Consider the following 13,004-nt stretch of genomic DNA (forward strand, 5'->3'; position numbering starts at 1 on the left):
GGATGTTCTAAGGTATAGCCTGCAAAAATCAGATCAGAAAATTAGATGAACATAAAATCGGCAATAGTACCATATTCTTGTCCATTATCGGCATGGGAGCAAGTTCTTGTCCTGAGCAAAGGACAAGAACTTGCTCCCTTAAAACAGAAAACCCGCGCTTGGCGCGGGCTCTAATGGGACTATGTTGTTGTCCACCGACATACAATGACAAAAAGTTACCTACATAAATATAGATGTCATCCTCCCTATAATGATAACAAAAAATCTATCTTCAAAAAAATTCTTCAATTAAAAGTACTATATCTATTAGGTAATAGCCTACGGATTTTTTATGTTGTTCTAATTCAGTCAATTTATATTCGAGATACAAGTTCGAGTTAATCCGATATTTAGGCATTTTAAATATAGCTTCATCTTTGACCGCCACATATTCAGCGAAAACTCCTATTTTATTCACCGGCAACCTCGTATAAACTCGGTTACCAACCTGAAAATTAACAACATCTTTACCACATGCTTCTATAACACCAGATAGTTCATTACCTAATGTTAATGGGAAATCATAATCAGTAATCCTTCGGATACTGCCATTTAAAATTAATGTGTACCTCACGATTATCGATTTCCGGTATCTTAACATTGTTTATTTCCAAATGAATTTCTTTTGAGTATTGTATTTGAGCAGCTCTCATGTTCTACCAGCTTCCTCTCCATTTGAAAATTTTATGGCGTACAATTTTCAGTTGTACGCCAGTTGTGATTCCACATATTCTTATTGATGTTGAGTTTTTAATTCTTCCATTCTAGGGTAGTCTGTATAACCTGAGCTTCCGTTACCAGAGTATAATGTTTTAGGATCAACTTCATTTAAAGGTGTTCCTTTTTTTAGTCGTTCCACAAAATCCGGATTAGCTAAAGACCAGATACCGACTGGTACGACATCAGCAGTACCACTATCAATATCTACACTAATATCTTCAAGTGCCCGCCCTACTCGATTGACCAATAATGGATTTGTCCAAATTGAACGAATTTCATGGAGCAGTATTTCATTCCCTAAATGCATCACATGGAGGTATGCTAAATTATAATTAGCTAATTCTTTTACAAGATGGCGATAAACCTCTGGTCCTTGTGCGCCTTCAACAATCCCACCAAGAGGTGTTCCTGGTGAAATACGGAAACCGGTTCTTTCTGCTCCAATTTCTTCAACGACTGCTCTTGTTACTTCAATTGCAAACCGAGCACGGTTCTCCACAGATCCACCGTATTTATCGATTCGTTTATTAGAATTTTCACTAATAAATTGATTAATTAGATAACCATTGGCTCCATGAATTTCAACCCCATCAGCACCTGCTTTAATAGCTGCTGCAGCTGCTCTTCGGAAGTCTGCAATAGTATTTTGAATATCTTCTTCACTTAGCTCTCGTGGGACGGGTATTTCCTGCATTCCTTTAGCAGTAAACATTTCTACACCAGGTGCGATCGCAGAAGGTGCAACTGCTTGTCGATGATGCGGAGTATTGTCGGGGTGCGATATACGGCCCACATGCATTAATTGTATATACATAAAGCCACCTGCTTCATGCAACGCATCCGTAACCTTTTTCCAACCTTCTATTTGCTTTTCAGTATAGATGCCAGGTGAATTTAAATAACCTTGACCATCATCAGATGGTTGTGTACCTTCACTAATAATTAATCCCATTGATGCTCTCTGAGCATAGTAAAGAGAGCTTAGTTCTCCAGGTGTGCCGTCCTTCTGTGCTCTACTACGTGTCATAGGTGCCATTGCTAAACGATGAGGTAATTCCATATTTCCAATTTTCGTATTACTCCACAATTTGTTCATTTATTATTCCCCTTTATGAATTAAATTAGAAATGAAATTGTTATTAAGAAAGATGAGGGTACAGTGCAGGAACGCCACCTGCAAGTCCACCTTGTATCATTCGGCTGTTATCATCAGCAATAATTTCAAAGCTGCCAGATTCTATGCCATTAATAGCTATTTTTGCGATATCTGCAGGGCTTGCTTTGGGGACTTCTAAGCTGGTTGTCATGTCTGTATCCATAAAGCCCACATGTAATCCTGATACTCTTATATTATGAGGATATAGATTTAAACGTAAATCGTTCGTCAATGCCCACTCTGCAGCCTTTGCAGCTGAATAAGCACCTACAGTTCCTGAACTAAACCAAGATAATGCGGAAAGAACATTTAAAATAGATCCTCCCCCATTTTTTTCAATTATTGGTGCAAAAGCACGAACCATGGACAGCGTACCGAAGAAATGCGTATCAAACTCCAAATGTATTTTTTCTACCTTATCGTCCAGCAAAGTGGCGCCAGTAGCTGAGCCTGCATTGTTGATTAAAAGCGTCACGTCCTTAGCGAGGATAACAGCTGCTTCAACTTCTTGAGTGTTGGTAATATCAAGCTTTACTGGTATAACGCCTGGAATGTTAATGGTTTCCGGATTTCTTGCACCACCATAAACCTTAGCCCCTCTGGATAAAAGCTCCAGCGTAAGATGGCGGCCAAAACCTCGATTTGCTCCAGTGACAAATGCTACTTGTTCAGAAATTATCATTTTTGTTACTCCTTTTATTCATCGTTTATTCACTATATGGGAATGATCATTCTAAAAAAAATATAAGAAGGATCGTTTAAAGAGATCTTTAAACGAGACAAGACTCAGTTATGAGAACAATCATTCTAGAATATGCATAAGCAATTATATTTAAATAATAATTACTTATATAAAAGTTTAATTGATAAATCGGCTATTCGATGTAATTTTTCTTTAGGCACTGAGGTCCTAGTCATTACCCTTAATCCCACAAAAACAGAATGCAGATGTTCCGCTAGATCGTCGGCATTGAAATCCAAGCTAAATTCTTCATCCTGCTGGCCCCACAGAATAATATCTTTGAGCAGCTTCTCTGATAATGTGAACGATTCAATGGACTTCAAATCCACATTGGCATCGCGCATTGCTAATTCCACCGCTGAATTCACCATCAAACAGCCTGAGGGCGAATCTTCTTCACCATTTATTATGAAACTAAAGATAAGCTGAAGTGCCTCAGTTGCAGTCTTGGAACGTTTAACTTCTCTTGAAAGCTCAGCATTCACTTTATCGCGAAAACGGTCCATGGCTTTCAAAAACAGCGTATGCTTGTCGCCAAATGTGTCATATAAACTTCTTCGATGAACTCCCATATGCTCTACAAGATCTGTCAAAGATGTCTTCTCGTAACCCTGTTCCCAAAAAAGCTTCATCGCCTTATCTAATACTTCGTTCTCTTCGAATTCTTTGCTTCTTGCCATTCGATTCCCTCCCTAATAGTAAATGTAACATATTGAGAACGATCGGTAAAGAATAGATTTTCTAATCACTGTTAACGATGTGCTCTCTTAGCTTTCTTCTTCACTCCTTCCGACTGGTCTGTGGTGACTTACCTCCGAACGGATCCCTTCCCCATCATAGCGCGACTATGTAGGTAACTTTAAGTCAATAAACCACAATGTAGATACATTTGTGCATTTTTTTTGACACAAATGTACCTACATAAAAAAAAGAAAAGCCTGATTTAACAAGCTTTTGTCGAGTAGCTTATGTTGGCACTTTTGTGTCTTTGGACAGTTCGTTATATACATGTCGGTGGACAAGAAGATTGTCTACTTCGGCTACGGTACTTAAAAGGGTAAAGTTAACGGGTGGCCGTTAGCTTAATAAAAAGACAGCCGATCATCTAGACGGCTGCGATCGTGTATGGATTGATCGTTCCCCATAAGCGTAATGATGTTGCTTCAGTCAAAAAGAACTGCAATCTTATTAACCTGCTCGGTAATTTATAGCGAGGTTACGAACTTCACCTCCGGAAAGCGGCTATCTGGTCCTTTCATTAAGATTCCGTCTTGATTTTTCAGATACATATCGAAGAAATTCAGCATATAGGTATTGGTAACAGAGTCCGCTCTATCGGGCTCAATCTTTCCTGTAATGCCCAGCATTTTGAAAATCGGAGAAATGAACTGTACGTCGGTAAAATTCAAATGCTCCGTATTTTCGATATAGAGGACTTGTCCCCCTTCGTCGACCGCTTTGCGCATCCGTTCAAGCTCCAACTTTTTATCTTCCGTTACTTGATCCTCCCACTCTCTGGTTGAGCCCATACGGTTAATTTCTGCATCCGTGTAGACCCGGTTATCCATCACCATTTTTAATTTTTCGAAATAGCTTTCCGAGTTGAGGAACAAAAACGGCTTTCGCAGTCCCTCTCTTTCACGCAGACGATAAAGCCCTCCATCCAGATCTATGCCAACCGCGATTCGCGGATCGTAAGAAGCGTCATAAGCCGTTGCTCCGCCGATAGAATGACCGAACACCCCGACATGGTCGAGATCAATCCAGCCTTTTAGATGACTTGGAATCTGCCCCGATTGGATAAGCTCGAATTGGTCCAGCACAAACACCACATCGTCGGTTAAAACTTTCCCTAACTTGTCGCGATTTCTGCTTTCCGTCCGATAATTATGGTCAGGCGAGAATAAGTTGTTGGTTGTGCTGGTCGTGATTCGACCGTCCGGAAACTCGGTTGCAAATGTGTTGTAGGTGTGGTCGATCATTGCCACGATATATCCGTGGCTCGCGAGATATTCGGCTTGCGAAGTGTGGAGGAATCTAGAAGAGCCGTTGCCGGGATTCCCAAGGATCAGTGGGTATGAAGTCTGTGCCGTAGAGATTTCCGCCACCGAATATGCATAACTGGATACGTACTTCAGGTGTTGAAAAGTAAACCCGGGAAGACCATAGTTTGCGGCCATATAACTTAAAATCCGCGTATCGGGAATAAAAGCAGTTCGCTTGCCACTACCAGCTTGAGTCGGATACCATACCTGAACCATCAATTCTCTTTTACCCTCTCTTGCTTTATCAAAAATCTCTTCTCTATTGGTATCCACAAAATGAAACGTTTGCGTTCCTACCTTAAATTCCCCTGTCAGTTCAGGGAGTTTAAATACAGGAAAAGCATACATGAGAACAGCTGTTCCGACCAGCATGATCGCTATAGCGGTATAAGCTGAACCCAATAGGAATCGAGGGATTTTTTGGAAACTGCTTTTTTTAAAATAACTATAACCTGAAATGGCTAAAAAAATGACCGTTATGCAATATGGGAAAAACAGCTGAACTCTGTATCCTTCTACCGTCCAATGAATGACCAGCAAAACTGCGGCGATCCCGCTTGCAACGAATACTGGAATAATACGCTGACCTTTTTTTAATACAACTGTTAATACAAATAAACTGATGTTTGACAAATATAGCAATAATTCAAACAATCTCATCTCAAGTCTCCTTTAAAAAAAATTCATTTTCATTTGTTCCAATCATTCCTACCTAGCTAGCCTAACCCCCCCCCCTCCTTTTGCTGCTTCAGTATAAAGACGGTTTCTGAATCCAAAATGTATCAGTTTCGTTTCTGTAAACTGCTTATTAGCTTAATAAAAAGGCAGCCGATCATTTGACCGGCTGCCTTTTTATTTTGATTGAGCTATCGTTTCCCATTATCTTAGCTTAATAGATCACATTCGTAGTCTTAATGCAACCTACCACTTATTCCATTAATCTCCCTTTACTTCATTATCATTCGGAATTAATTCATACAAGGCACGAACATCACAACCGATGGAATCGGCGATCGATATGGCAATTTTGAGTGGCATCACTCTTTTGTTTTCAATAAAGTCGTAAACTCGTTCCGGTTTAAAAAGCAAGTCTTTTGCCAGCCATTCCGCAGACTTCCCGGATTCCATCAATCGTTCATTCAGTAAGCAACGTCCTAGTTCAAATTTCAAGAAGTGATGACCTCCCGCATAAGATAATACTTAACCTTAAGCGTTGTCCATTGCCAGCATGAATATACTTCATAAAGGGTCCTATAACGATGAAGTTCCCCATGTTTCCCGTTAGTTCAATCTGTGGTTTTCCTATTTTCAGCCCAATTTTCCTGTTCACAATTGAGATTAATGATGCATAATAGCACTGTGTAGAAAATCTGCTAAATCCTCATTGCTATATTGATTAATGATGTTCATATCTCTCACTCCGTACATATATAAGCAATAACGCCCCATCTCGTGGTCTATAACATCGTCCACCTTAAGAGTAAGTTAGGTCAGTTTTTATGGAGTATATTGTGTAAACAAGCTTTTGCGCGCTTTTTTATTGTTATAGAACATATGGATTTGGTTTGAATGACAGACTCATTCTTTAAAATAGGGCGTAATCCCTCTTGAATATAGGTTCTCCACTAACTTGAAAAATTCTTCTGACGATAAATCCTTTTGACGCTGGAGCCAAAGACGAAACAAAGAAAGAGCAGTTGTCAGGTAAAACTCAATGAAGTATGGCGTTAAGGATTGGTTTTGAGGAACGTCTAATTCTAATTGATCCAAAGCGATTTCTTTTTTTAAGCGTTTTAAAAAACGGGCACTTCCATAATCACCCAAAAGGGCGTTGAGAACCAGGAGATGTTCTTTTTTGTCCAGACAATTGAGCGTATCTTGAACCGTATCCTTCGATAGCTCTTTATTCGCCAATTCTTTTTTCATGTCATTCAATAAGTCATTTTCAACAGAGTCTAACAATTCGTAAATGTCAGTAAAGTATTGATAAAAGGTGCTGCGGTTATATCCTGACTTATTCGAAATTTCCTGAATCGAAATTTTCTCAATCGGCTTTTGGCTATATAGCTCACAAAAAACTTCTACAAATTTTTGTCTCGTTTTCTCCGTTATTTGGGGTTGCTTTTTCATGTGTCCCTCCTACTAGTGAAAAAGAATATCATCCGACAAATCATAAAAAACTGATGGTTGATCAAGGAATAATGAAGATTTATAATCACATCATACAACATGTTGTCGGATAATAAAAAGGGAATATTAATAAGTAGAGGTGGTTTATATGTCGGGAAAACAAGATAGAATTTTAATTTTTGGTGCAGGTGTCATCGGGAGCATGTACGCAATAAAGCTTATTGAAGCAGGGTATGACGTTAGCCTGTTTGCACATTCGAATAGATATACATCATTAAGAGAAAATGGCCTGCAGTATATAGAAAAAGGTACAGTTAGATCGATACAAGTGAATGTCATGGATACGCTCGAAAATGACGATGTATACGATTTTATTTTCGTTACTGTTCGTTATGATAGGTCCGAATCAGCATTGTTAGCGCTAAAAGATAATCAAAGCAAAAATATAGTTACGATGATTAGTAATTCAATTGGATTTTCTTCGTGGCTGGATATCGTAGGGGATAGACTTCTACCAGCTTTTCCCGGCTTCGGAGGACAGATTAAAGATGGAGTATTACATGCGCGATTTCTACCAAAGTTTATAGCGGCAACTGCATTTGGAGAAATTAATGGTGCAGTGACAGAACGTATAGAAAACCTCGCAAAATTATTTAAAACTGCAAAGCTTCCCTACGTTATTAAAAAGGATATGCAAGCGTATCTAATCTCACATTCCGTATCAGACATTGCCATGTTGAGTTTTTTGCATTCTGAGAATAAGATCATTGACGAAAAAACAGCCAGAAACAGAAAGACGGCACGCAAAATAACAGTCACTTTAAAAGCGTATCTAAGGGCAATACAAAAAGCTGGCGTTTCAATTGATCCTCCAATGCTTAAAATGGTGCTTAAATTTCCAAACTTATTTTTGGATCTTTTCTTTATGACATGGCTACGAACTAAGATGGTTAGGGATATGATGTTGCCGGATTATGCGAATAATGCTAACAATGAGATTGTGCAGCTAAGTAATGATTTAATGAAATTTTTAAGTCAACATGATATCAAATCGGAAATACATGTTCAGTAATTTTTTGTTAAAATAGTATGGTATTTTTTTATTTATTTTCATTAAATCCTTCAATCAGGCATTAATCTGAATATGAAAATCTAAATATATAGTTTTTTCGTAGCATCCTTGAATAAACTAACGGGAAATGATAATTGAACAGCGGCAGTCTAAGACTTTTTAATCAAGTCTTTTCCTGTCGCTGCTTTATTATCCGGGACAGTCGGCTGATAAACGCATTTCAGTATTCAAAGTTTTACTCACACCTGGGGTGATTCCTATCTTGGTTGTGGTTCTTGCCTGGATGCTGGCTCATAATATTTTGTACACCTATATCTCTCCTTTCCTAGATGATATGGGGCTTGAACCCTATCTTGGCCAGGTTCTGCTTGTTTTTGGAATTATGGCACTGGTGGGAATCTGGGTGATTGGGATTTGCTCTGATATCTCTTGTACTAGGACTTTGGAGTGAGCATGGTACTATTATCTTCATTTCTGTTGCGCTGTGGGGGCTGACATTCGGTGGTGCGGCAACATTGTTGCAGACAGCACTTGCTCAGGCTGCGGGGAAGCAAGGGGTGGATATCGTGATGCCTATCAATACCTTCTTGCTCTGTTTGTTGCCTGGTGTGCTAAAAGGCATGGATTTCGTCCATCCCAGATCCGTTAAGTAATCCGATGGCCATCCGTCTGCTATTGACTGTGAATTGTTCTTGCACGATCGTGGCAATCATTCATCGATTTGCACCACAAAAAACATAAATTACATTAGATCGATATGTGAACCAGGCGGAATCATGAATTTCGTCAGGTTTTTTCTGCATTCTGGCTTTTGTTAAATAAAAGTAGTCCAGGTAAACATAAATGTATTATGTAACGAAGTATAAGTATACTTTACATTTGTTAAAAATCAGTTTATAATTTGATTCAAGAGGTGATGGTCATGAAGAAAGATTTCGGTGATTCGATATCCAATAAGGTTTATGAATATCGTGTACTTGCCAGAATGTCTCAGCAAGAATTAGCAGAGAAAGTCGGGGTTTCCAAACAAACCATTTTCGTAATGGAAAAAGGGAATTATGTGCCGACTCTGCTATTGGCTTTTCGAATTGCCGATTTTTTTAATGTTGATGTTAACGATGTTTTTACTTATTTGAAAGGAAATGATCAAAATGAAAATTAAGTCTATTTCTGATATCCATAACGCAATTTTCCACCCTTTAAAGTCCTGGGCTGAGCAATCTACGGGAAATTGGAATATTCTCATTGGAGTAGGTTTTTTACTGCTCATGGGTAGTGCGATTTTTACCTATGTATTTTATAAGAAGATTGGGCAAGACGATGAACGGACAAATAAAATCTTTTTGAAAAGCAGTTACTTTATGCTGTTGACAATTATTCTATGTGACATGATTTTTCCTAAAGAGTATATGTGGAACATCTTTTTCTTGTTCAAATATGCGCTAGCGTTTTTAGCTGGTGGAATTTACATGGCCATCCAGTATAAAAAGGATTTGTCGTAAGGAAGGGTCAGAGCGAGGACCAGCTAAGGATGGGGATTAGACAATGTTGATAAATATGCTAACTAAGTGGTATGGAAGTTCAATAGGTGCAATCGGGTTGTAAAATAAATTGCTAAAATCAAAAATATCCTTTTATGTTCCTTCCCCCCTCTGCTTCTAGCGGCAATGGTTACATGTTCTTGTCCTTTGATCGCGACAAGAACATGTATTCATAAATCAAAAAAACCGCGCTCTGCCCCGCCTTTTATGAGACTATTATATCGGTGATTGTATACAAGCCATGTAATGCTTGCTGTTAATAATGCTGAAGAAATCAAGGCTGTAAGAACACTATATGGTTGCCAAATAAGTATCGTTGGCCAATCTAATGCACAGCACATTATACACAGGGCAATCGTAGCAATCAGCAAAATAGCTGTTACGATTATTCGCTTTTTAGTCATTGGCTGCCGCCCATTCATTTTTCTTCTGCGTAATCCTAAGAGAAAGAACAGAACGGCCAATAGGCAAAAAATAATTGTGGTAGACGATAAAATGATGTCCAAAAGCTGTGTGCCGCTTATTTCATATGACTACCTTAGATTGCCGTCTAATATCTCTTTAACTTTTAGTACCATGCTTCTATTGATATTTGCGCCGTTGGTCAGCAAGCACAGGGCTGTTCGTTCATTTGGCAGTATGACCACTTCGGTTCCAAAATTGGGATTTCCCCCTGGGTGCTCTATAATCGTTTGGTTGGCGTTTACCGTCCAGCCCGCCGCATAATACATTTCGTTGACAGCCGGAACAGACATATCACCCTGATGTGATTTTTCGATAACCGTATGGAATATTTCGGGTATGTCCTTCACAATACCCATCTGTATGCCCATCCAACGCGCCATATCTTTTGTACAAGAAATGATGTAGCCTGCGGGTTTATTCCCGGAAAAATCCGGCGCGTTATATGGAGTTGTCATAAAAAAGGAAGAACGGTAGCCCTGTGCCAACTGTCCGGTGGCTTGAGCATCTTCTTTATAAACATACGTCTGGTGAAGACCTAACGGCTGAAATACCTGTTCCCTCATAAAGTCTTCATAGCTTTGTCCCGACACAATCTCAATAACCAAACCCAATACGTCATAATTAACGGTCCCATAGTTGTACTGTTCACTGGGAGGGAACGCCAACTCAACATCTACCAGCATTTCCACAGTCTTTTGCAGCAAATCTGGTGTATTGCCTTGTGGAATATTTTGAGAATGCTTACCATTTGTTAGGCCGCTAGTATGGTGAAGAAAGTTATTGAGTGTAAGGCTTTGCATATCAACAGGTTTTCCTTGATACTTTAACGTAAACCAAGGTAAATATTTTTGGACAGTGTCAGTCATTGACAGCAGCCCTTGTTCCTCCAACAGCAGAATACCCATACCGGTAAAGGCTTTACTGACCGAGGCCAGTTCATATAGTGTGTTCTCACTTGCAGACAACCCACTTTCACGGTCTGCATACCCGGAAGAAAAGTAGAAAATTTCATCATCAGCTAGTATCGAGATTGACATTCCCGGCACACCTGATATACGACTGGCATCATCCAACAACGTCTGTATTGCCACAGATTGCGTATCTGACAACGACGCATAACTTTGTGTTGCGAATCCTGAGAATACGATAAGTATCGCTATTACACAAACAATAGTCTTTTTCATAAGCTCTCCATTTCGAGTAAATTATGCGAGGATAATATAAACAACCTGTAGTACGCCTTATCCGCCTAATGCGTCGCTCCAATATACTTAATGCTAGACGTTCAATAATTAGATTACAATTGTAAACTTCACAGACCCATGTATATTATTTCTTGTTTCGCAAAAAAGGCCCCTCTGATTGCTTAGCGGAAAGGTCAATGGTTTAAATCTTATGTCTACAATTTTTCTGCTTCATCATTACTATTTTATTAGGTATCAGCGTTGGTCTAACGGCAAAAAGAAAGGAGACTAACCAAAATGGCTAGTCTCCTTTCTTTTATAAAAATTTCACCCTATAATGATAAAGCTCAGTGTAGGCAAGCTTCATTAATCTTTCCATGTTACTTGCCATCCATATGACTGAAGTTTAAAGTATTTATTAAACTCCGCGACTACGGACTTCGCGTTCTCTTTCGATGTTGCATGAAATATAGTTATATCGACTATATTACAGTCTGAAATTTCCTCCAAACCTTTAAGTCTTGATGCATCTACTCCAATCTGCTTTAGACTCATACAATTTTTGAGTATTGTTAAATCTCCAACCGGATAAGTGAACTGCTTTAATTTCTTCAATTCTCCTATAACCTCTATATGTGATTCATCTATTGCACAGCTATCTGTCTCAAAAACCGTTAGATTTTTTAAAGCTTTTAAGAATGATAAATGTGGTATTGTCACTTGTTTGAGCTCTAGTTTTATTAACTTACTAAGGTTTGAAATATAAAGCAGGTCGCCAACCTCCATTTCTTCTAAACTTAGTTTCTTCAAATTTTTTATAGTTCCTATTAATCCCCTATCAATTGAGTTCATTCTACATAATCTCAAACTCTTTAATTTCTTTATATCTTTCAGTGTATGTATATCTTTTAATGGAAGTCCTATTAATGTTAGCTTCCTTAACCCATCTAAAGAAACTAAGTACTTCAAATCAGACTCTTTAAAAGCTTCTGATCCTATCACAAGTTCTGCTAAAGAGGCCAAGCGTTGAAGTACATCAAAATTAGTAATTTCATCCGCATGTATAATAAGTTCTTTAAGATTAACCATATGGGTTAAAATATCCAAAGATATTGCTCCGTATTTTTGAGCTTGATCAGCTCTAATAAATACCATTCTCTTTTTTTTCAATGTTTTTGAAGATACAAAACCACTTTCAACATCGTCTTTAAAATACTCTTCCCAAAATCCGCTTACAGGGATAAGGCTGTTCTCTTCGATATTCAAATTAGTCAAAGCCAAAATATCATCTAACAAACTTCCACTTTCACGGGATAATATGATTACATCTTCTTCTTCACGAATACCAATACTACTATTTCTGAGACTCGAATCGATAAATTCAAAGAAATGTCCCAAACTTTCTGCAATAACATAGGAAAAATGAGAATTATGATCTATCGTGATAATTTGCCCATAAACGCCCTTTTCTCCGGGGTCTAAATCTATTGCCAAAAATGAGCCACCACCATCTTCAGCAAAAGGAATCCAGCCTTCTCTGTAGTTCCCGTCTTTTATTACATCTGATTTGCTGGATATAATATCGTAAGCTGATTCCAAAAGGGACTTCCAGTTACTTACTATCGATTCAATGTTCATCCAACCAAGACCAGCCATAACGCCAAAAATCTGCTCTCCTTCTCCATTAGAATTCATGTATAACTTTCTGAAATCTTCTGGAAATTTGCAGTTCATCATGCTCTCGAAAAGATTTATTTCTGATTCCTCAACTGCTGGATTCAGTAATTCCTCTACATTAGGTATATGCGATTTTAATGTCTCGATAAGTAAACACTCTTCTTTTTTATTAGCTAATGACATATAGTGGCCCCCATTCTACAGAGTCATAATAGTTTCAGTAAACATTCTTG

Annotated in this window: 12 protein-coding genes and 1 pseudogene; 4 read left to right on the forward strand and 9 right to left on the reverse strand. The window is 38.5% G+C overall.

Annotation, left to right across the window (positions count from 1 at the left end; genetic code table 11):
• Positions 1–271 precede the first annotated feature (271 nt).
• The 7 genes from MHH63_RS12040 to MHH63_RS12070 form a co-directional block, all read right to left on the reverse strand.
• Entirely contained in the window at positions 272–613 is a 342-nt protein-coding gene (locus MHH63_RS12040) for an alcohol dehydrogenase catalytic domain-containing protein (RefSeq protein WP_341171573.1), read from the reverse strand.
• Positions 614–772: 159 nt separating this feature from the next.
• On the reverse strand, positions 773–1,855 hold the full coding sequence (locus tag MHH63_RS12045; RefSeq protein WP_076184865.1) for an alkene reductase: 1,083 nt from the start codon (positions 1,853–1,855) through the stop codon (positions 773–775).
• Positions 1,856–1,898: 43 nt separating this feature from the next.
• Positions 1,899–2,597, reverse strand: coding sequence for an SDR family oxidoreductase (locus MHH63_RS12050; RefSeq protein ID WP_341171574.1), 699 nt, complete (start codon positions 2,595–2,597; stop codon positions 1,899–1,901).
• A 161-nt stretch (positions 2,598–2,758) separates the two neighbouring features.
• The gene (locus tag MHH63_RS12055; protein ID WP_076133021.1) at positions 2,759–3,337 is read right to left on the reverse strand and encodes a TetR/AcrR family transcriptional regulator; all 579 of its coding nucleotides are present in this window, start codon (positions 3,335–3,337) and stop codon (positions 2,759–2,761) included.
• Positions 3,338–3,862: 525 nt separating this feature from the next.
• On the reverse strand, positions 3,863–5,362 hold the full coding sequence (locus tag MHH63_RS12060; RefSeq protein WP_341171575.1) for an alpha/beta hydrolase family protein: 1,500 nt from the start codon (positions 5,360–5,362) through the stop codon (positions 3,863–3,865).
• A 276-nt stretch (positions 5,363–5,638) separates the two neighbouring features.
• Positions 5,639–5,872 carry a transcriptional regulator gene (locus MHH63_RS12065; protein WP_076106729.1) on the reverse strand — a complete coding sequence of 78 codons (234 nt, stop codon included), beginning with the start codon at positions 5,870–5,872 and terminating at the stop codon, positions 5,639–5,641.
• A 408-nt stretch (positions 5,873–6,280) separates the two neighbouring features.
• Positions 6,281–6,832, reverse strand: coding sequence for a TetR/AcrR family transcriptional regulator (locus tag MHH63_RS12070; RefSeq protein WP_340391784.1), 552 nt, complete (start codon positions 6,830–6,832; stop codon positions 6,281–6,283).
• A 148-nt stretch (positions 6,833–6,980) separates the two neighbouring features.
• Here MHH63_RS12070 and MHH63_RS12075 point away from each other — a divergent pair, with 148 nt between their 5' ends.
• The 4 genes from MHH63_RS12075 (at position 6,981) to MHH63_RS12090 (ending at position 9,406) form a co-directional block, all read left to right on the forward strand.
• Positions 6,981–7,904, forward strand: a complete 924-nt coding sequence (locus MHH63_RS12075) for a ketopantoate reductase family protein (RefSeq protein ID WP_340393688.1) — start codon at positions 6,981–6,983, stop codon at positions 7,902–7,904.
• A gap of 407 nt (positions 7,905–8,311) precedes the next feature.
• Complete coding sequence (locus tag MHH63_RS12080; RefSeq protein ID WP_341171576.1) at positions 8,312–8,557, forward strand: hypothetical protein; 246 nt, start codon at positions 8,312–8,314, stop codon at positions 8,555–8,557.
• A 269-nt stretch (positions 8,558–8,826) separates the two neighbouring features.
• The gene (locus MHH63_RS12085; protein WP_036677000.1) at positions 8,827–9,066 is read left to right on the forward strand and encodes a helix-turn-helix transcriptional regulator; all 240 of its coding nucleotides are present in this window, start codon (positions 8,827–8,829) and stop codon (positions 9,064–9,066) included.
• Positions 9,056–9,406, forward strand: a complete 351-nt coding sequence (locus MHH63_RS12090) for a hypothetical protein (protein WP_036677002.1) — start codon at positions 9,056–9,058, stop codon at positions 9,404–9,406. Before MHH63_RS12085 ends, MHH63_RS12090 begins: the two co-directional genes overlap by 11 nt.
• Positions 9,407–9,615: 209 nt before the next feature.
• On the opposite strand, the pseudogene MHH63_RS12095 reads toward MHH63_RS12090, so the two are convergent.
• Together MHH63_RS12095 and MHH63_RS12100 are read right to left on the reverse strand one after the other, a co-directional pair.
• A pseudogene (locus tag MHH63_RS12095) lies at positions 9,616–11,094 on the reverse strand (serine hydrolase domain-containing protein).
• A gap of 366 nt (positions 11,095–11,460) precedes the next feature.
• Positions 11,461–12,954, reverse strand: a complete 1,494-nt coding sequence (locus MHH63_RS12100; RefSeq protein WP_341171577.1) for an SMI1/KNR4 family protein — start codon at positions 12,952–12,954, stop codon at positions 11,461–11,463.
• Positions 12,955–13,004 lie beyond the last annotated feature (50 nt).

The organism is Paenibacillus sp. FSL H3-0310, from assembly GCF_038002785.1.
Classification (GTDB): Bacteria; Bacillota; Bacilli; order Paenibacillales; family Paenibacillaceae; genus Paenibacillus_AQ; species Paenibacillus_AQ odorifer.